Genomic DNA, 19,701 nt, shown 5'->3' on the forward strand with positions numbered 1-19,701 from the left:
GCGTCAGCGCCGTGGCGGCTATCCCCGCGCGGTGCCCAGCAGCACGCCCAGGTATTCGAAGTACCGGTCGATGTAGCTGATGCCGTTCTCGTGGTCGATCAGGTAGGGATTCATCAGCGTGTGCCGCAGGATCACCAGCCGGTCGGCCCGGTCGTGGTCCAGCGTCCCCGTATCGATGCCCAGCCCGTCCAGGATGCGATGCAGCTCCGCGTCGCCGACCATCGATCGCTGCAAGGTTGTGATCGATGAGAAGAACTGCTTGACCTGCAGGGGCTTGTGCGGGTCGCAGCGCAGCTCGTCGTAGAGCCGGCGGACGAAGGCGTTGGCGGTAGCCAGGTCGCGGTTGCCGTGGGGGTTGAGCGCAAGGCAGACCAGGTTGCTGTCGGGGGGGAACGGCACGCAGGCCGAGACCACGCCCTGCATGTCCCGCGCGAACCGTTGCGCGCGCGCCTGGAACGCCTCGGCGGCCAGCACCGTCTGCCGGGGCATCAGGCCGAAGTTGGCATGGTCCAGGGGCAGCACGCGGTGGGTGACGTAGACGGCCGCGGCCGCCGCGCCGGACTTGGAGCCTTCGGGGATGTACTGGCCCAGCTGCCGGTAGCGCGCCATGTAGTCGCCGGATGCGCCTTCCATGAACACGTAGTCGGCCTGTTCGGCGATCAGCGCGGTCGCACGATGGTCGCGGCAGATGAAGGCACCGGTGCCGTAGGGCAGGTAGCCGAGCTTGTGCGGATCCACCGTCACCGAATCGGTTTCGGCCAGGGCCGCGAAGGCGGCATGCACCTCCGGCTGCGGGAAGTCGCGGTACTCGCCGCGGATTTCCGCTGGCGTGCGCAGGCTGCCGTCGGGATTGCGGAACAGCGTGGCCAGGTAGCCGCCCCAGGCCGCATCGACGTGGATGCCGAAGCCCAGCCCGCGCGCGGCCATGTCGCGACGCGCCTGCACGATCTCGTCGAGCGGGTCGATCGTGCCGTACTCGGTGCTGCCCAGCACGCCCACGACCGTCAGCACCGGCTGGCGCTCGCGTTCGCAGTCGTCCAGCACCTGGCGCAGGGCGTCGGCATCCATGCGCATGCCGCGCGTCGCCACCAGGCGCAGCTGCGCGCGACCGAGGCCGAGCATCTTCAGGCCCTTGCTCCAGGAGTAGTGCGCGGTGATCGGCGCCAGTACCTGCGGGACCTTCAGGTCGCGGTGGCGGGCGAAGAATTCGACCAGCCCCAGGGTCTCCGGGCGCTGGGCCTGGAAGCGTTCGCGCCAGGCCCGGCCCTCGCCGTCATCCAGCCCGGCGAGCCAGTCCTGCCATCGCACCAGCAATGCGATCGCGGCGGCCGGCTCCAGGTTGAAAGCCTGCCAATCGTCTTCGGGCACGCCGATGTCCGGTACGCCCGCCGCGCGCAGCGCGACCGGGAACGCCTTCAGCGCCAACGCCAGCCGCAGGGCCTGGTAGTTGGCCAGGGTGCCGCCGGAAGTCAGGTGGCCGAATGCGCAGTCCGGCCGCGTGGGGTCGCTGGGATATCCGAGCATGCGCGCCAGCTGCAGCCCGGCCTGGATCTCCAGCTGCACGGTGATCGGCGCGGCGTCTTCGCTGACGTTGTTCGGGTTGTAGGGCAAGGCGAGGATCTGCGCCGCCAGCCCGGGCAACAGCAGGTCCGAGGCCATGTGGCCGATGTAGCGCGGGCTGTGGAAAGGCACCGATTGCTTCAGCGCAGCCGACAGCTGGTGCAGCTCGCGGCGCATCTTCGCTTCCAGCGCCTGGTACTGCGGATGCTGCGCCGCGGTGGTGGGGATGGCGGGCGGATCCTCGGGATGGAAATTGCGGCGCCAGTGCACGTGGTCGCGGAGGAATTCCACCACCAGCTTTTCCAGCAGCGAGTCGTTCTCGCCGTAGGGGCCCAGGAAGCAGGCGTCGAGCCGACGCTGCTCCGCGCCGGGGGCAGCGGAATCCATCGGGAGGGCGGCATTGGCCAGGCGTGGGTCGGACATGCGGGCAGCCTATGCCGACGTGCCCGGTTGGCCCCTGATCTGGATCAAACCGGCGGTGGATGGTCCGGCGGCTCAGCCGTCGACGGTCTGGTCCGGGACCTTGGACAGTTCCGAGGCGCGGCGTTCGTCCAGGTGGCGCTGCAGCCGGGCCACGTCCTCCGGCGACCAGTCATCGATGCCGGTGACTTCGAGCCATGCATCGATGTAGTGCGAGGGCGCGTAGACGTGGCCGAAACCCATCGGCGCGCTCATCGACAGCGAGGTGTCCATCGCCATCTGCATCGCGGTCACCACCGGATACCAGCGCATGGCCGGGGATACATCCGGAGGGCGCGGGGCATCGAGCAGTTCGGGCCGGCGGAAGAAGCTGTTCCGGTCGAAGAAGGTCACCGCGTCGCTGCCGTACTGCAGGTACACCAGCCGCATCGGTCCCCAGGGCGTGCCGGGCGGGGTGGAGCTGCCTTCCTGGTTCATGAAGCGGACGAACGAGCCGTCCTCGAACTGCGGCAGCCACACCGGCGTGCCCGGAGTGCGCGCCCGGGTCAGCCCGGCCCATTGCGAGGCCGCGAACGGCGGCCCGCTCCAGACCGCGCCATCGAATGGTTCTTCCAGCAGCTCGAACAGCTCGAACGAACGCTCGGAATTGAGCGCGCCCAGGCTCAGGCCGTGCAGGAACAGCTTGGGCCGCTGCCCGGCCGGCAACGTGCGCCAGTAGCCGTACACCTCGCGGAACAGCGCGCGCGCGGTGACACCGCCGGTATCGGGGTCGAGGAACAGGGTGAGCGGGCTGGACAGGTACGAGTACTGCACCGCGACGCTGGCCATGTCGCCGCGGTACAGGTATTCGATTCCGTCGATGCCCGACGGATCCACCCAGCCGGTACCGGTCGGGGTGATGATCACCAGCGCCTTGCGCGAGAAACCACCGACCCGCTTGAGTTCTTCCAGTGCCAGGCGGGCCCGTTCTTCCGGCGTGTCGCCGGTGGGCAGGCCCGCATAGACGCGCAGCGGCGCCTTGGCACCGGGGCCTGCGAGCTGGGCGATGTCGGCGGCCGTGGGCCTTGCATCGACATAACGCCGGCCCATCCGGCCCAGTTCGTTCCAGGCCACCAGCGACTGCGCGCTGCCGGGGCTGTCCGACTCCTGCGGCGCCTGCATTTCGGGCGGGATCAGGCTGTCGGCCTGCCGGTACGAGGCGTCGAGCATGTCCAGGATCGCACTGAAGATCACCCCGTTGACCAGGCCCACCAGCAGCAGCACGCCAGCGATCGCGCCCACGACGCGGGCGATCCGGCGCGGCACGCGGCGCGCGACCAGGCCCATCACCGCGCGCACGGCCGCCAGTGCAGCGCGTCCGACCACGACGGCCAGCACGGCGACCAGGAGCGCACCCGCGAGCACGCCCAGGGCGCGCGCGGGTGCAGCCGGCTCCAGGTGCATCAGGGTGCGGACGATGTTGTCCCAGTGCTGGCTGCGCCACAAAGCGATGGCGGCGAGCGCGGCACAGGACGCGAGCACGATGCGGCGCCGCTGTTTCTCGCCGCCAGCGCCCGGCAGGGGCAGTTCGAGGTAGGCCCACAGCCAGCGCAGCAGCACGCCCAGTCCGTAGCCGGCGGCCAGGCAAAGTCCCGAGAGCACCGCCTGCGCGACGGTGATGCGCGGCGTGAGGCTGGGAGTGAGCGAGGCGAAGAAGAACAGCGCACCCAGCACCAGTCCGGTGTTGCGGAAGCGACCGAACAGGCGCTGGCGGATCGTGCTGGCCAGCGCGCGACCGCGCCCGCCGGGTGTGTCACCTGCTTCAGTCGCGGAGTTTCCCATCCGGTTCCCCCTAGCCTGTATGCGCACAAGGCGCCCCCGGGACCACTATAGCGGCCCGGGTCATTGACGTGACCGCGGTCGCGCTTCCCGTCTCCGCGGGGTCGATCCGTCCCGGTAAGATCGCGATACCGCATTCGCAAGCACGTCCATGTCCCAGCGCGCCTGGGTGGCCGCCGCCATCCACACGATCGAGGCCGACTTCAACCGTTCGGCCGATACCCACCTGATCCCGCTGCCGCTGCCGGGCTACCCGGGCGTCGACGTCTACCTGAAGGACGAGTCCAGCCACCCCACCGGCAGCCTCAAGCACCGCCTGGCGCGTTCGCTGTTCCTCTACGCGCTGGCCAACGGCTGGCTGCGCGAAGGCAGCACGGTGGTGGAGGCATCCAGCGGATCGACCGCGGTGTCGGAGGCCTACTTCGCGCGCCTGCTGGGCCTGCCGTTCATCGCAGTGATGCCGGCCTCGACCTCGCCCGAGAAGATCGCCGCGATCGAGTTCCAGGGCGGCCGCTGCCACCTGGTCGAGAGCGCCTGCTCGCTCAACGAAGAGTCCGAAGCGCTGGCTCGCGAGACCGGCGGCCACTTCATGGACCAGTTCACCTACGCCGAACGGGCCACCGACTGGCGCGCCAACAACAACATCGCCGAGTCGATCTTCAAGCAGATGGCCGAGGAGCCGCATCCGGTGCCGACGTGGATCGTGTGCGGCCCGGGTACCGGCGGCACAAGCGCGACCCTGGGTCGCTACGTGCGCTACCGACGCCACGACACGCGGGTGCTCTGCGCCGACCCGGAAACGTCGGTGTTCTACGACTACTACGTGTCCTGTCGCGAGGGTCGCGCCGATGTCGGCCTGGCCATCGGCGGCGGTTCGCGGATCGAAGGCATCGGCAGGCCGCGGGTGGAGCGCAGCTTCATTGCCGGCTGCGTCGATGCGATGGTCAAGGTGCCCGATGCGCTGAGCCTGGCCGCGATGCGGCACGTCAGCGCCGCGTTGGGTCGCCGCGTGGGCGGTTCGACCGGTACCAACTTCGTCGGCGTGCTGCGCGCCGCCCAGGCGATGCACGAAGCCGGGCAGGGCGGCTCGATCGTGAGCATCCTCTGCGACAGTGGCGCGCGCTATGCGCACAGCTACTACGACCCGGCCTGGTACGTGCGGCACGGGATCGACGTGGAGGGCGCGGACCAGGCAATCGCCGCGGCCGTGGCGGGCGGGATGCTGGACGGACTGCCGGCCTGCGGGGAGCTGTAGCGCGGCGCCTCGCCGGCGGCCGGGCCGCCAGCGGCGGGCGACGAACCCGCCGGTTCCACGATCCCGTCGCGTGTCGGATTCGTGGCGCAGGCCTGCGCGGGTGCCTGGCCAACGGTCCGGCATGCTTGATTTCCGCCCCGGCTGGCGGCATCTATCCGGTGAACCCACGATCCACGGCCCTCCATGCAAGCCAATCCGCTGCTCGATTTTTCCGGTCTCCCCCGTTTCGACGCGATTCGCCCCGAGCACGTGGCACCCGCCATCGACGCGCTGCTTGCCCAGGCCGAAGCGGCGGTGAAGGATGCCGAGGCCGTTGCGCCGCTGACCTGGGGCAGCTTCGTCGTCCCGCTGGAGGACGCCACCGAACGCCTGTGGCGCGCCTGGGGCCAGGTCGGGCACCTGCAGGCGGTGGTCAACACCCCGGCGCTGCGCGAGGCCTACAACGCCAACCTGCCCAAGGTGACCCGCTTCGGTGCGTCGCTGGGCCAGAACCTGCAGTTGTTCGCGCAGTACAAGGCATTGGTGGCCGCACCGGAGTACGCCGGCTACGACGCGGTGCGGCGCAAGGTGGTCGACAACGCGCTGCGTGATTTCCGACTCGGCGGCGCGGAGCTGGATGACGCCGGCAAGCAGCGCTACTCGGCGGTGCAGGAGGAGCTGGCGGCGCTGTCGGCGAAGTTCTCGCAGAACGTGCTCGACGCGACCGACGCGTTCGCGCTGTACGTCGAGGACCAGGCACGGCTGTCCGGCCTGCCGGCGGACGTGGTCGCGGCCGCGCGCGCGGCCGCGGAGAAGGAGGGCAGGCCGGGCTGGAAGCTGACCCTGCAGATGCCGTGCTACCTGCCGGTGCAGGCCTACGCCGACGACCGCGCGCTGCGCGAGGCGCTGTATCGCGCCAACGGCCTGCGCGCTTCCGAGGCCGGTCCGGCGGAGCTGGACAACAGCGCCCTCATCGACCGCATCCTCGCGCTGCGCGCCGAACTGGCCGGGCTGCTGGGGTTCGCCAGCTACGCCGAGTACTCGTTGGCCACCAAGATGGCGCAATCGCCCGACGAGGTACTGGCCTTCCTGCGCGACCTGGCTGGCCGCGCGCTGCCGTTCGCGCGCCGCGATCGCGCCGAGCTGGAAGTGTTCGCCCGCACCGAACTGGGCCTGGACGAGCTGCAGCCCTGGGACCTGGGCTACGCCAGCGAGAAGCTCAAGCAGGCGCGTTACAGCTATTCGGAGCAGGAAGTGAAGCAGTACTTCTCCGAGGAGCCGGTCCTGGCCGGCCTGTTCGCCGTGATCGAATCGCTGTACGCGGTGAAGGTGAAGCCGGACACCGCGCCGGCGTGGCACCCGGACGTGCGCTTCTACCGGGTCGAGGATGCGCACGGCCAGCTGCTGGGCCAGTTCTACCTGGACCTGTACGCGCGCGAAGGCAAGCGCGGTGGCGCCTGGATGGATGATTGCCGCAATCGCCGCGCCCGCGCGTCCGCCACCCAGACGCCGTCGGCTGTTCAGACACCGCTCGTTTACCTGGTCTGCAACTTCGGCAAGGGCGTTGACGGCAAGCCGGCCACCTTCACCCATAACGAGGTCACCACCCTGTTCCACGAGATGGGCCACGGCCTGCACCAGCTGTTGACCGCGATCGGCGAGCTGCCGGTGGCCGGGATCAACGGCGTGGAGTGGGATGCGGTGGAGCTGCCCAGCCAGTTCATGGAAAACTTCTGCTGGGAGTGGATGCGCGTGCAGGCGATGACCGCGCACGTGGACAGCGGCGCGCCGCTGCCGCGCGCACTGTTCGACAGGATGCTGGCAGCCCGGAATTTCCAGAGCGGCATGTTCACCGTCCGCCAGCTGGAGTTCGCTCTGTTCGACATGGAGCTGCACAGCCGCTTCGTGCCGGAACAGGAAAGCGTGCTGCAGCTGCTGGAACGCGTGCGCGACGAGGTCGCGGTCAATCGCGCGCCGGCCTGGCATCGCTTCCCGCACCAGTTCAGCCACATCTTCGCCGGTGGTTACGGTGCCGGTTACTACAGCTACAAGTGGGCCGAGGTGCTCAGCGCCGATGCCTATGCCGCCTTCGAGGAAGCCCCGGACCAGCTGGCAGCCACGGGCGCGCGCTTCCTCGCCGAGGTGCTGTCGCGCGGTGGCAGTCGCAGCGCGCTGGAGAACTTCACCGCCTTCCGCGGCCGTGCGCCGAACATCGATGCGCTGCTGCGGCACTCGGGGATGGCGGCCTGAGGCGGCGCAGGATGGGGAAGCGTTCGTAACGGCGCAAGCCCCGCGCTACGAGGGGGATCCAGGATCTTGCCGGTCGGGCCCGGATGCGCGCGTAGCCGGGATGCGGGCGGTGCAGCGTCCTCGCTGCCCGCAGAGCCGCTGCGTCCCCATGACAAGAAGCCCGGCTTGCGCCGGGCTTCTCCGTTTCACGTCACGTAACCGCCGCTGCGCTCAGGGCCGCGCGAACACCAGCGTGCCGTTGGTGCCGCCGAAGCCGAAGCTGTTGGACATCACCAGGTCCAGCTGCGCGTCGCGGCTTTCGCGCACGATCGGGAAGCCTTCCGCGCGCGGGTCGAGGTTCTCGATGTTGGCCGAGCCGGCGATGAAGCCGTCGCGCATCATCAGCAGGCAGTAGATCGCCTCGTGCACGCTGGCCGCACCGAGCGAGTGGCCGGACAGGGCCTTGGTCGAGGACAGCGGCGGCACCGCTTCGCCGAACACCTCGCGCACCGCCTGCAACTCGGTCACGTCGCCCAGCGGCGTGGAGGTGCCGTGGGTGTTGAGGTAATCGACCTTGCGGCCACGCACGCCTTCCAGCGCCATGTGCATGCAGCGCACCGCACCCTCGCCGGACGGGGCGACCATGTCGGCGCCGTCGGAGGTCACGCCGTAGCCGACCAGCTCGGCATGGATGCGCGCGCCGCGCGCGATCGCGTGGTCCCAGTCCTCCAGCACCAGCATGCCGCCGCCGCCGGCGATGACGAAGCCGTCGCGGCCGGCGTCGTACGGACGCGAAGCCTTCTCCGGCGTGTCGTTGAACGAGGACGACAGCGCGCCCATCGCGTCGAACATCACGCTCATGGTCCAGTCCAGGTCCTCGCCGCCGCCGGCGAAGACGATGTCCTGGGCGCCGTGGCGGATCAGGTCGGCCGCGGCACCGATGCAGTGCGCCGAGGTCGCGCAGGCCGCGCTGATCGAATAGCTCAGGCCCTTGATCTTGAACGCGGTGGCCAGGTTGGCCGACACGGTCGAGCACATCGTGCGCGGGACCATGTACGGGCCGACCTTGCGCACCCCGCGCTCGCGCAGCAGGTCTGCCGTTTCCACCTGCCAGCGGCTGGAGCCGCCACCGGAACCGGCGATCAGGCCGGTGCGCGGGTTGCTCACCTGCGCCTCGTCCAGGCCGGCGTCGGCGATGGCGTCGCGCATGGACACGTAGCTGTAGGCCGCCGCGTCGCTCATGAAGCGCTTGAGCTTGCGGTCGATCTCCGCGTCCAGGTCCAGTTCGACCGCGCCGCCGACCTGGCTGCGCAGGCCGCGTTCGGCGTGGTCGGGCAGGGCGCGGATGCCGGCGCGGCTTTCGCGCAGCGCGGCGGAGACGGTGTCGAGATCATTGCCCAGGCATGAGGTGATGCCCATGCCGGTGATGGCGATGCGGCGTGCCATGTCAGAAGTCCTCGGTGGAGGTGAACAGGCCCACGCGCAGGTCCTTGGCGGTGTAGATCTCGCGACCGTCGACCAGCATGCGCGCGTCGCCCTGGGCCATCACCAGCTTGCGGTTGATGACCCGGCTGATGTCGATCTCGTAGGTGACCAGCGTGGCCTTGGGCAGTACCTGGCCGGTGAACTTGACCTCGCCGCAGCCCAGTGCGCGGCCGCGGCCGGGCGCGCCCAGCCAGGTCAGGTAGAAGCCGACCAGCTGCCACATCGCATCCAGGCCCAGGCAGCCGGGCATCACCGGGTCGCCGATGAAGTGGCACTGGAAGAACCACAGGTCCGGGCGGATGTCGAGTTCGGCGCGGATGAAGCCCTTGCCGTACTTGCCCCCGTCGTCGTTGATTTCGACGATGCGGTCGAACATCAGCATCGGGTCGGCGGGCAGGCGGGCGTCGCCGGAGGCGAACAGTTCACCGCGACCGCTGGCGACCAGCTGTTCGCGGGTGAACGAGGAGGCGCGAGTCATGGGGGTTCCGGGCAGGAAAAGCGTTAAATGGTGCCCGAGAAATACTGTTTCAATCAAATGTTGGACATACGCGGGCGTCTGTTCGCGTGGGCGTCTCCGGCGTGCGCCGCGCGAAGGCCCGCTGCTGCTGCGCGGGAAGCCCCGCCCGCAAGCCGACGCCGTGTACCGGCGCGGACGGCAGGCCCGGCGCACGCACGGCCGTCCGCCGGGGTTGCCGGCACAATAGGCGGGCATGCCTCCCGAAGTTCCGCAGCCGTCGCGCAAGATCATCCACGTGGACATGGACGCCTTCTACGCGTCGGTGGAGCAGCGCGACGACCCCTCGCTGCGCGGGCGGCCGGTGGTGGTGGCCTGGCGCGGCGCGCGTTCGGTGGTGTGCGCGGCCTCGTACGAGGCCAGGAAATACGGCGTGCGTTCGGCGATGCCGGCGCTGCGGGCCGAGCGGCTGTGCCCGGACGCGGTGTTCGTGCCGCCGGACTTCATCCGCTACAAGGCCGCGTCGCGCCAGATCCGCGAAATCATGCTGGCCCATACCGACCTGGTCGAACCGCTGTCGCTGGACGAGGCCTATCTCGACGTCACCGAGGCGAAGTCCGGCCTGCCCAGCGCCACCGCCGTGGCCGAGGCGATCCGCGCGCGGATCCGCGAGGAGACCGCGCTGACCGCCTCGGCCGGCGTGGCGCCGAACAAGTTCCTGGCCAAGATCGCCTCGGACTGGAACAAGCCCGATGGCCTGTTCGTGCTGCGTCCGCGCCAGGTCGAGACGTTCCTGACCCCGCTGCCGGTCGGCCGCATCCCGGGCGTGGGCAAGGTGATGCAGGGCAAGCTGGAAGCGTTGGGCATAGCCACGGTTGGCGACCTGCGCGCACTGTCGCTGGAGGAACTGCAACGGCGCTTCGGAAGTTTCGGCGCCGCGCTGCACCGGCGCGCACGCGGCATCGACGAGCGGCCGGTCGAGCCGGACCAGCCGGTGCAGTCGGTCTCCTCAGAGGACACCTTCGCCGAAGACCTGCCGCTGGACGCCCTGGAACCGGCGATCCGGCAGCTGGCGGACAAGACGTGGCAGGCATCGCGCAAGACCGGGCGGGTCGCCCGTACCGTCGTGCTCAAGCTCAAGACGGCCCAGTTCCGGATCCTGACCCGCAGCCTCACGCCCGATGCGCCACCGGACTCGGCGCAGGCCTTGGCCACGATCGCGCTGGCGCTGCGGGCCAAGGTGGCGATGCCGGCGGGCACGCGCTACCGCCTGGTTGGCGTCGGCCTGTCCGGCTTCCGCGAGCCGGAGGAGGTCGCGTCCCAGGCCGACCTGTTCGCCGCGGACTGACCGTGCCGTTCGAGCGGTCGGCCGACCCGGGCCTGCCAGTGGGAATCCAGGGTCTCGTCGCGGGCGAAGCGTCGCAGTGCGATCCGCTCACTTCTCGCAGCCGCACCATGCCGGCTCCGTCGTCGTGGACGACCTTGATCAGCAGGGTATCGCCCTCGACTTCGAAGTCCGCGCCGGCGCTTCGGTGAACGGGATATGGGCGTGCGTGTCGCTGCCGCGGCGCACGTCGAACGTGTGGCGCCAGTGGTTGCTGGGCGTTCGCAGCAGGCTTGGCGCGGCGGCCACGAGGGCGCGGCTGGTGGGCGTCGGGATGATTCGTGGGGACGACCCGACCAGTCCAGGCAAGGGCCAGCGCGCGGCCGCGGCCACCAGCGCAATGATGCGCCCCCGCATCGCTGCGCCGTCGTACGGAAACCCGGCATCGTCGCGATGCCGGGTTTCGCGCCCTCGCTCAGCGTGCCGGCTGCCAGCGCACGCTCAGGCCGTACTCGCGACCGGGCTGGTTGTACCAGTCCACCAGCTGGTAGTCGCGGTCGAACAGGTTGGTCACCCGCGCCAGTACGGTCCAGTCGCTGCCCAGGGCGTACTCGAAGCGCAGGTCCAGGGTCGCATAGCCGCCCACGCGCACCAGGTTGGCGGCGTCGTCGAAGCGGCTGCCCGCGGCGTTGACCGTGGTGCCGAACGCGAACGCGCCAAAATCGCGGTCCAGGTCCACGCGGCCGGTATCGCGGGCGCGGCGCGGCAGCAGGTTGCCGCGGTTGGGACCTTCGGAACGGTTGCGTGGATCGACGTGGCTGTACTGCGCGGCCAGGTCCCATCCGGCGAACGTGGTCGCCACCGTCAGCTCGCCGCCGCGCAGGCGCGCGGTGTCGATGTTGCCGGGAAGGAAGGTGGCCGAATCGAAGCTGATCAGGTCGTCGACGCGGTTCTCGAACACGTCCAGCGTCCAGCGCCACGCATCGACCTGGCCGGACAGGGCGAGGTTGAGGTCCTTCGACTCTTCCGGCTGCAGGTCCGGGTTGCCGTAGTACGGGTAGTACAGGTCATTGAAACTCGGCGCGCGGAAGCCGGTGGAGTAGCGCGCCGACAGCAGAAGGCCGCCATCGAAGTGCCAGCCCCAGCCCAGGTTGCCGGTGGTGTGGCTGCCGAACTGCTCGTTGTCGTCGCCGCGCAGGCCGGCCTGCAGCTGCTGGGCGCCGAAGCGGCCCTGGTATTCGGCGAACACGCCGGTGTTGTCGCGGCTGTCCACGTCATAGGCGGTGTTGCCGGTGATGTGGTCGTCCAGCCAGTCAAGGCCGGCAGTCAGGTTCTGGCCTTCGCGCAGCATGAAATCGCCCTGCACCGAGGCCTGGTCGCGACGTGTCTCCAGGCCGCCGACGAAGCCGGTGGCGCCGTAGTCGTCGGACTCGTCGTAGCTGCGGCCGACGGTGGCCTGGAATGCGGTCGCGGTCGAGGGTGCGAAGCGCAGCTTGCCGGAGAACACCTGCTGCACCGTCTCGGAGTAGTTGGCCCAGCTGCCGTCGTAGTGGTTGTAGCCTTCGGCGCGCAGCGCGGTGCCCTCGAGCGTCCAGGCCTCGCCGAGCTTGCCGCCGCGCAGGTTGGCCGAGCGGTTGCGATACCCGTCGCGGTCCGGTTCGTCGGCGAAGCACCCGGCGCCCCAGCCGGCGGCGGTGCCATCGCAAGCGTTGATGCCGTCGGTGCGCAGGAAGGCGAAATCGGCGCCGAACCATCCGCGCTCGCCGCCCAGGCCCAGGCCGGCGCTGGCTTCGCGCAGGTTGTTGCTTCCGATCCCGGCCATCGCGCGCGGCTGCAGGGCGCCGGTGTCGCGACGGGTGAAGATCTGGATCACGCCACCGATCGCATCAGCACCGTACAGGCTCGAGTGCGGGCCGCGCACGATCTCGATCCGTTCGATCTGCTCGACCGGCAGGTCCTGCAGCGCCGGCAAGCCGGCGGTGGCCGAACCGATACGCACGCCGTCGATCAGCACCAGCAGCTGGTTGGAGCCGGCGCCACGCAGGAACAGCGAGGTCTGCTTGCCCATGCCGCCGGTGTTGGTCAGGTTGATGCCGGCGCGGCCGGCCAGCAGCTGCTGCAGCGAGGTGGACTGGCTGCGCTCGATCTCGGCGCGGCCGATGACCTGGGCCGGCGACAGGCTGTCGCGCAGGGCGATCTGCGTGCGGGTGGCGGTGACCAGCACCTCGTCGAGGTCGGTGGCCTGGTCGGCCCAGGCAGTGAGGGGCAGGGCCAGCGCCAAGGCGACGGCGGTGGTCAGCGGGCGGAACGTCATCGGGCAACTCCATGCGTGCGTGGCGCCGCACCCGGCGCCAGTTTGGGGAGTCGCGAATGGAGGATGCACGGAGCGGACAGACGCCACGCGGCGTCGGCACGCCGCAATGCCCTCCGCATCGCAACCTGGGTTCCGCAAGGCCGGTCTCCGGGCTTGCGATCGGGAAACCGGCGTTTCAATGCCGGACTCCAGCGGCGACGCCTTCCCGTGCCGTGCACAGTGGCGGATGTCGCGCGTTGCGGTCGCTTACCGTTGCGGGGGCAGCGCCGGCCTTGTCCTGGTTTCACCCGTGGACGCACCGGCTTCCCGTTTCAACCCGTCCGGCGGTCGCCGGCCAGGTCACCTTGCAGGGCCGGGATTGTATGCCATCGGCACCCGCGCGCGTCCGCGACCGGCTTGATCCAGGTCACCGGACCGCAGCTATGTGGCGTGGCGCGGGGATATGGGGCGGATCCGCCCGGACGGGCCGATCAGGTAAAGCGGTTGCCGCCGTCGTCCTCGGGCGCAGGCGATTCCGAGGCAGGCGAGGCATCGGTGCTTTCGCCACTGTCGCCATAGAACGCGGTGGTCACCGGACCGCCGACCGGCTTGCCGCGTGGCGGCGGCAATGCGGCGCTTGCGGTTTCGAGCTCGGCCAGCAGTTGTGCCCGGCGCGGCTCGGGCACGTCGTGCCAGTGGCAGTCCAGCAGCGCGCCTTCCAGCGCGTACAACAGGTTGAGGCTGGGCTTGAAGCCGGCGCGCTTGACCTTCAGGAATGCATGCACCGCACCTGCCGCGACGAGGTCCTCGGGGCTGCGCAGGCCGACCTGGCGCAGCCAGGCTGCGCTCTTCGGGCCGATGTTGCGCAACTGCGCGGTACTCACCGCAGTGCCTCGATGAAAGCGGCGGCGATCGCTTCCAGGCCCCGCTGGTCGTCGGCGTCGAAGCGGTCCGGCACGGGGCTGTCCAGGTCGAGCACGCCGAGCAGTGCGCCGTCCGCGTCGACCAGCGGCACGACCAGTTCCGAGCGCGATGCCGAATCGCAGGCGATGTGGCCGGGGAATGCATGCACGTCGGCCACGCGCTGGGTCTGGCGGGTGCTCGCCGCAGCGCCGCACACGCCCCTGTCCAGCGGGATCCGCACGCACGCCGGCAGGCCCTGGAAGGGGCCGACCACCAGTTCGGTGCCGTCGTAGAAGTAGAAGCCGACCCAGTTCAACTGTGGCAGCGCGTGGGACACCAGCGCGGACAGGTTGGCCGCGTTGGCGATGCGGTCGCGCTCGCCGGCGAGCAGTGCGCGGGCCTGGCCGAGCAGCTGCGCGTACTGCTCCGGCTTGCTGCCGTCGAGGGGAATGGCGGAGAAGGACATGGCCCGATTCTAAACCCAATGGCCGCTCTTCCCGTCCACTGGCGTGGCCAGGGCCCGTGGCGCCCGCCCGGCATGGCCGGTCTATCATCGCCGCCATGACGCAGGGGGGTGCCGCAGTGGACAACGAAACGGACCCGGGTAACAACGGCTGGCGCGGGGGCAGCACGACGCGGCTGGAGGCGTTCGTCGATGCCGCGTTCGCCTTCGCGGTGACCTTGCTGGTGATTTCCGCCGAGCGCATCCCCGACAGCGTCGAGTCCCTGCTGGTCGCGCTCAAGCAGGTCCCGGCCTTCGCCGCCGGCTTCGCCCTGCTGGCGCTGTTCTGGTACGCGCACGTGCGCTGGAGCAGGAACTACCGCCTCGATGGCGCGATCGCGACGCTGCTCAGCCTCCTGCTGGTGTTCCTGGTGCTGGTCTACGTCTATCCGCTGCGCCTGCTGCTGGGCACGTTCTTCGCGTGGATCAGCGGCGGCTGGTTGCCGATGCCGCTCTCCAACATCACCGGCGCCAAGCAGATCGCGTTCGTGTTCGTGTTCTACGGCCTCGCCTTCGCTTCGATGTCCGCATGCATGGGCGGCCTCTACCTGCTGGCGTGGTGCCGGCGCGCACGGCTGGGACTGGACGACGGCGCTGCGGCCACGGCCGCGGGCGAAGTGGCCGCCTATGTCTATTTCTGCGCGGTCGGGCTGCTGTCGGCGACCGTGGTGCTCCTGCTGCCGGCGCATGCCGCGCCGTGGCAGGTGGCCATTCCCGGGTCTTTGTACTTCCTGCTTTCGCTGACGGGGCTGGTGCACATGCTGGGTCGGCGCGCGGCATTGCGCCGGCTGGGCGGCGTGGCGGTCCAGGAAGCGGTGAATGCGTAGTCTGTTCGTCACCGGTACCGACACCGGCGCAGGCAAGACCTTGGCCAGCGCGACGCTGCTCCATGCCGCGCGTGCGCGGGGCCTGCGCGCCGTCGGCATGAAGCCGGTCGCAAGCGGCTGCGAATCGATGCCGGGTGGCTGGCGCAATGCCGATGCGCTGGCGCTGCAGTCGGCAAGCGAGCCGCGCCCGGTCTACGAAGACCTCAATCCGTTCGCCCTGCCCGAGCCGCTGGCACCGGAGCTGGCCTCGCGTGCGGCCGGCATTGAAGTCACCGCCGAACCGATCCTGGCCGCGTTCGCGCGCCTGAGCACGCATGCGGACATGGTGGTGGTGGAGGGCGTGGGCGGCTGGGCGGCGCCACTGTCGGCAACGCTGGACCAGCGTGACCTGGTGAGGGCGATGCGCCTGCCGGTGGTGCTGGTGGTCGGGCTGCGGCTTGGCTGCCTCAACCACGCGCGACTTACCGCGGACGCGATCCGCGCGGACGGCTGCGAACTGGCCGGCTGGATCGCCTGCGGAGTCGACCCGCTGATGGCATGCCGCGAGGAGAACCTGGCCCTGCTCGATGCGCGCCTGCCGGCCCCGCGCCTGGGGTACCTGCCGCCCATGGCGGACCCGCAGCCCGCGGAGCTGGCCCACCGGATCCTTTTGCCCTAGCGCCCTCGCCACGCCTGGCGGCATGCGTGAGCGCAGGACGGGCGACCCCGGCGGCGACCTTGGCCGATGACGACGCAAAAAAAAAGACCCGGCAGCGGGAGGGAGCTGCCGGGTCTGGGTTTGCGCGGAGGGAGGGGAGCCGCGCAAATTCTTTGAAGCATTACCGCGCTGGAATCAGCGCTTGGTGGCCTTGGCGACCTTGGCCACGGTGGCCTGGGCCTGCTCGGTGGCCGCCTCGAACTGGCTCTTGGCCAGCTGGCCGAACGCCTCGGTGGTCTTGAGGGTCAGGCCGAACACTTCCTGGCCGGCAGCGGCGACGCGCTCGGCGTTGTCGCGGGCAACCTGCAGGCCCTTCGGCACCAGGGTCTTGTACGACTCGAGGTCGCGGACCTCGACGAGCTCACCCAGGAAGCTGGTGGTCGCATCGACGTTCTTTTCGAGCGTGCGCAGCTGCACACCGAATACGGTCTCGGCATTTTCCAGGGCCAGCCGGTTCAAGCGCGCGGCAACGGCGGCGAACTGGTGGGTGTAGGCGCTGAACTGGTCATTGAACTGGTAGGACATGGCGGACTCCGTGAGGATTTGCCTCTATGGTGCGACGCAGCATAGCCCCGTCTTTGTTGCGTTGCAACAACTTTCGGGAATTATTTTCCTGTCTCGATTAATTCGAGAAATATCAGATAGATATCCAGGTGTCCGGGAAGCTGTGCGGCCGGGGACGGGTCCCCAGGGGCGGATTTTTGCGCCAGCCAGGTGCTGGGAGGGCCCCTGGAACCGGGAGCGCAGGCCTCAGCCGCGGAAGCGGCAGCCCGAAGTGCAGGTCTCGTGCACCACCACTTCGCTGAGCAGGGGCAATGCCGGCTTCAGGCGAGCCCAGATCCAGGCGGCCAGGCGTTCGCTGGTCGGGTTGTCCAGGCCATCGATATCGTTGAGGTAATGGTGGTCCAGCTGCTCGTACAGCGGCTTGAACGCGGTCTTGATCTCGGCGAAATCCATCACCCATCCGCTCTGCGGGTCGACCTCGCCGGAGACGTGGATCTCCACCCGGAACGAGTGTCCGTGCAGGCGCGCGCACTTGTGCCCCGCCGGTACGTTGGGCAGGCGGTGCGCCGCCTCCAGGGTGAAGACCTTGAAGATGTCCATGGCGGGATCCGGTGGAACGGGAATGCGGGTCGATACTACGCAACGGGCCGGACGCGTTCGCGCCCGGCCACTGCGACATCAGGTCAGCGCTGCGCGTCCCGGCGCGGACCGCCGCCACGGCCACGGCCGTCGGCAGGCTTGCGTGCGCCGTCGCGCTGGCCGGTGTGGGACTTGGGGCCGGCATGCGCATGGCGCTGGCCTTCGCCGCCGTGCGGACGACGACCGCGACCGCCGCCCGGCTTGCGCGGTGCGCGATCGCCACTCGGCTGCTCGGCCTTGCCCGGGGCGCTGTTGCCCCAGCGGATCGGCACCTGCGGCTCGAAGCCCGGCACGTCGCGGATGTCCATGTCGCGGTCGAGCATGCGCACGATCGCACGCAACAGCTTGGCCTCGTCCTGGGCGACCAGCGAGATCGCCTCGCCGGTCGAGCCATTGCGCCCGGTGCGGCCGATGCGGTGCACGTAGTCCTCGGCCACCATCGGCAGGTCGAAGTTGATCACCCGCGGCAGCTGGTCGATGTCGATGCCACGCGCGGCGATGTCGGTGGCGACCAGGACCTTGACCTTGCCGGCCTTGAAGTCGCTGAGCGCGCGCATGCGCTGGCCCTGGCTCTTGTTGCCGTGGATCGCCGCGGTCTGGATGCCGGACTTCTCGATGAAGCCGGCCAGCTTGTCGCTGCCGTGCTTGGTCCGCGCGAACACCAGGGTCTGCACGCGCGAATCCTGCGCCAGCAGGTGCAGCAGCAGTTCGCGCTTGCGGCCGCCGTCGACCGGGTGCACGCGGTGGGCGATCTTCTCGGCCACGGTGTTCTGCGGGGTGACCTGCACTTCGCGCGGGTTGCGCATGAACTCCATCGCCAGCGTCTTGATGCTCTCGGGGAAGGTCGCCGAGAACAGCAGCGTCTGCCGGTTCTGCTTGGGCAGCTTGGCCAGGATCCGGTTGATCGAGGGCAGGAAGCCCATGTCGAGCATGCGGTCGGCCTCGTCCAGCACCAGGATCTCGATCCCGGACAGGTCGACGCTGCGACGCTCGATGTGGTCGATCAGGCGGCCCGGGCAGGCGATCACCAGGTCCACGCCGCGGCGCAGCGCGTCGAGCTGGTTGCCCATGCCCACGCCGCCGTAGATCACCGCGCTGGGGATGCGCAGGTGCTTGCCATAACCGCGCAGGCTGTCGTGCACCTGGGTGGCCAGCTCGCGGGTCGGGGTCAGGATCAGGGCGCGCGGCTTGCGCGGGCCCTGGCCCACGCTCTGCGGGGCGGTGCCCAGGTGCTGCAGCAGCGGCAGGCCGAACGCGGCCGTCTTGCCGGTACCGGTCTGCGCGCCGGCGAGCAGGTCATGGCCGGCCAGCGCGAGCGGGATCGCCTGCTGCTGGATCGGGGTGGGGTTCTCGTAACCCTGTTCGGACAGGGCACGCAGGAGGAAGGGCGCCAGGCCCAGCGACTCGAAGGACATCTTGGAAAACTCCATGGCAACAGCCCGCGGACAGGTGTCGGCGGGCGGATCGATATTCGATCTAGTGGCTCGGAGCGTTCCCGTGAACCGCGCTGCGAGAGGGTATACGGCCGGAATGTCCGGCCCGATGGCTGCGAATGGCGTCGGAGTGGGGCGGACGTCGGGGTGAACCGACGCTGCCGGTCCCGGAGGGAAACGGACGGCCGCTAGCTATCAGGGCGCGGATTCTACGCCATGAATGGGGAGGATGCCGAGCCATCCGTTCAGCTAGGCGAGGCGAACGAGGTCGGCAGCGGGGCGGATGCGGGTGGGGAGCCAATGTTTCCAATGAAACCATGAACGCGAATCCGTACAATCGCCAGCCCAGCCCGAAGGAGTGCATGCCGCCATGAAACTTGGTTCCCTCAAGGAAGGCGGCCGCGACGGCACCCTGGTGGTGGTCTCGCGTGACCTGGCACGCGCGGTCCGGGCCTCGGGCATCGCCGCGACCCTGCAGCAGGCCCTGGACGACTGGCAGCGCGCGGCGCCGCGGCTGAACGCGCTGGCGGCTGCCCTGGAAGCGGGTGAAGCGACCGAGGCCTTCGATCTTGATCCGGCGAGCCTGGCCGCGCCGCTGCCGCGCGCCTACGAATTCGTGGATGGCAGCGCCTACCTGCCGCACGTGGAGCGCGTCCGTCGCGCCCGCGGTGCCGAGGTGCCGGAGAGCTTCTACACCGATCCGCTGATGTACCAGGCCACCAGCGCCGGCTTCTACGGTCCGCGCGACCCGGTGCGCGTCACCAGCGAGGACCACGGGATCGACCTGGAAGCCGAGATCGTGGTCATTACCGACGACGTGCCGATGGCGGTGACGCCAGAACAGGCGGCGGGCCACATCCAGCTGGTCGGCCTGGTCAACGACGTCTCCCTGCGCAACCTGATCCCGGGCGAGCTGGCCAAGGGCTTCGGCTTCCTGCAATCCAAGCCGCGCTCGGCGCTGTCGCCGGTGTTCGTGACGCCAGACGAGCTGGACGGGGCCTGGCAGGGCAACAAGCTGCACCTGCCACTGCTGACCCATATCAACGGCGAGTGGTTCGGCGCGCCGGAGGCCGGCGAGGACATGCAGTTCGACTTCGCCCAGCTGGTCGCCCATGCCGCCAGGACCCGCCCGCTGGCGGCCGGCACGATCGTGGGCTCCGGCACGATCGCCAACCAGGATGTCTCGCGCGGCGCGTCCTGCTTCGCCGAGCGGCGCACGGTCGAGGCGCTGCGCGATGGCAAGCCGAGCACGCCCTTCATGAAGTTCGGCGACACGGTCCGGATCGAGATGCTGGATCGCCAGGGCCGTAGCCTGTTCGGCGCGATCGAGCAGCGGATCGAGCGGCAGCCGGCTCCCGGCGCGGCCTGAACCGGCAGGC

Annotated in this window: 16 protein-coding genes and 1 riboswitch; of the genes, 6 read left to right on the forward strand and 10 right to left on the reverse strand. The window is 69.7% G+C overall.

What is annotated here, in order from left to right; genetic code table 11:
• Positions 1–18 precede the first annotated feature (18 nt).
• On the reverse strand, positions 19–1,983 hold the full coding sequence (locus MNQ95_RS09545) for a pyridoxal phosphate-dependent decarboxylase family protein (protein WP_241952714.1): 1,965 nt from the start codon (positions 1,981–1,983) through the stop codon (positions 19–21).
• Between the two features lie 72 nt (positions 1,984–2,055).
• The gene (locus tag MNQ95_RS09550) at positions 2,056–3,801 is read right to left on the reverse strand and encodes an alpha/beta hydrolase (RefSeq protein WP_241952715.1); all 1,746 of its coding nucleotides are present in this window, start codon (positions 3,799–3,801) and stop codon (positions 2,056–2,058) included.
• 148 nt (positions 3,802–3,949) lie between these two features.
• On the opposite strand from MNQ95_RS09550, the gene MNQ95_RS09555 reads away from it, so the two are divergent.
• Positions 3,950–5,053 (forward strand): PLP-dependent cysteine synthase family protein, encoded by a 1,104-nt coding sequence (locus tag MNQ95_RS09555; RefSeq protein WP_162408445.1) that lies wholly within the window; start codon positions 3,950–3,952, stop codon positions 5,051–5,053.
• Positions 5,054–5,236: 183 nt separating this feature from the next.
• Complete coding sequence (locus MNQ95_RS09560) at positions 5,237–7,282, forward strand: M3 family metallopeptidase (RefSeq protein WP_241952716.1); 2,046 nt, start codon at positions 5,237–5,239, stop codon at positions 7,280–7,282.
• Between the two features lie 210 nt (positions 7,283–7,492).
• Here MNQ95_RS09560 and fabB read toward each other — a convergent pair whose 3' ends face one another.
• Both fabB and fabA read right to left on the reverse strand, forming a co-directional pair.
• Positions 7,493–8,707 carry a beta-ketoacyl-ACP synthase I gene (gene fabB, locus MNQ95_RS09565; RefSeq protein ID WP_241952717.1) on the reverse strand — a complete coding sequence of 405 codons (1,215 nt, stop codon included), beginning with the start codon at positions 8,705–8,707 and terminating at the stop codon, positions 7,493–7,495.
• Between the two features lies 1 nt (position 8,708).
• Positions 8,709–9,224: a 3-hydroxyacyl-[acyl-carrier-protein] dehydratase FabA gene (gene fabA, locus MNQ95_RS09570; protein WP_162408442.1), complete on the reverse strand. Its 516-nt coding sequence runs from the start codon at positions 9,222–9,224 to the stop codon at positions 8,709–8,711.
• 232 nt (positions 9,225–9,456) lie between these two features.
• Here fabA and dinB point away from each other — a divergent pair, with 232 nt between their 5' ends.
• Positions 9,457–10,548, forward strand: coding sequence for a DNA polymerase IV (gene dinB, locus MNQ95_RS09575; RefSeq protein WP_162408441.1), 1,092 nt, complete (start codon positions 9,457–9,459; stop codon positions 10,546–10,548).
• A gap of 451 nt (positions 10,549–10,999) precedes the next feature.
• Here the strand turns inward: dinB and btuB are convergent, their stop codons facing one another.
• From btuB to MNQ95_RS09590, 3 genes are all read right to left on the reverse strand, one after another.
• On the reverse strand, positions 11,000–12,838 hold the full coding sequence (gene btuB / locus MNQ95_RS09580; RefSeq protein ID WP_241952718.1) for a TonB-dependent vitamin B12 receptor: 1,839 nt from the start codon (positions 12,836–12,838) through the stop codon (positions 11,000–11,002).
• Between the two features lie 121 nt (positions 12,839–12,959).
• Positions 12,960–13,200: riboswitch (cobalamin riboswitch) on the reverse strand.
• Positions 13,201–13,308: 108 nt separating this feature from the next.
• The gene (locus tag MNQ95_RS09585) at positions 13,309–13,701 is read right to left on the reverse strand and encodes a TfoX/Sxy family protein (RefSeq protein ID WP_241952719.1); all 393 of its coding nucleotides are present in this window, start codon (positions 13,699–13,701) and stop codon (positions 13,309–13,311) included.
• The gene (locus MNQ95_RS09590) at positions 13,698–14,186 is read right to left on the reverse strand and encodes a GAF domain-containing protein (RefSeq protein ID WP_241952720.1); all 489 of its coding nucleotides are present in this window, start codon (positions 14,184–14,186) and stop codon (positions 13,698–13,700) included. The genes MNQ95_RS09585 and MNQ95_RS09590 overlap by 4 nt, the downstream gene beginning before the upstream one ends.
• A gap of 95 nt (positions 14,187–14,281) precedes the next feature.
• Here MNQ95_RS09590 and MNQ95_RS09595 point away from each other — a divergent pair, with 95 nt between their 5' ends.
• Both MNQ95_RS09595 and bioD read left to right on the forward strand, forming a co-directional pair.
• Complete coding sequence (locus MNQ95_RS09595; RefSeq protein WP_241952721.1) at positions 14,282–15,049, forward strand: TMEM175 family protein; 768 nt, start codon at positions 14,282–14,284, stop codon at positions 15,047–15,049.
• Entirely contained in the window at positions 15,042–15,707 is a 666-nt protein-coding gene (gene bioD, locus MNQ95_RS09600) for a dethiobiotin synthase (protein WP_241952722.1), read from the forward strand. Before MNQ95_RS09595 ends, bioD begins: the two co-directional genes overlap by 8 nt.
• 174 nt (positions 15,708–15,881) lie before the next feature.
• On the opposite strand, the gene MNQ95_RS09605 is transcribed toward bioD, so the two are convergent.
• The 3 genes from MNQ95_RS09605 to MNQ95_RS09615 form a co-directional block, all read right to left on the reverse strand.
• Positions 15,882–16,271, reverse strand: a complete 390-nt coding sequence (locus tag MNQ95_RS09605) for a phasin family protein (protein WP_241952723.1) — start codon at positions 16,269–16,271, stop codon at positions 15,882–15,884.
• Between the two features lie 225 nt (positions 16,272–16,496).
• Positions 16,497–16,850, reverse strand: a complete 354-nt coding sequence (gene queD / locus MNQ95_RS09610; protein WP_241952724.1) for a 6-carboxytetrahydropterin synthase QueD — start codon at positions 16,848–16,850, stop codon at positions 16,497–16,499.
• Between the two features lie 83 nt (positions 16,851–16,933).
• Positions 16,934–18,304 carry a DEAD/DEAH box helicase gene (locus MNQ95_RS09615; protein ID WP_241952725.1) on the reverse strand — a complete coding sequence of 457 codons (1,371 nt, stop codon included), beginning with the start codon at positions 18,302–18,304 and terminating at the stop codon, positions 16,934–16,936.
• Positions 18,305–18,692: 388 nt separating this feature from the next.
• Here MNQ95_RS09615 and MNQ95_RS09620 point away from each other — a divergent pair, with 388 nt between their 5' ends.
• On the forward strand, positions 18,693–19,691 hold the full coding sequence (locus tag MNQ95_RS09620; RefSeq protein WP_162408433.1) for a fumarylacetoacetate hydrolase family protein: 999 nt from the start codon (positions 18,693–18,695) through the stop codon (positions 19,689–19,691).
• Positions 19,692–19,701: the final 10 nt, after the last annotated feature.

Origin of the sequence: Pseudoxanthomonas daejeonensis (genome assembly GCF_022637495.1) — a bacterium.
In the GTDB taxonomy this organism is placed as follows: domain Bacteria; phylum Pseudomonadota; class Gammaproteobacteria; order Xanthomonadales; family Xanthomonadaceae; genus Pseudoxanthomonas; species Pseudoxanthomonas daejeonensis.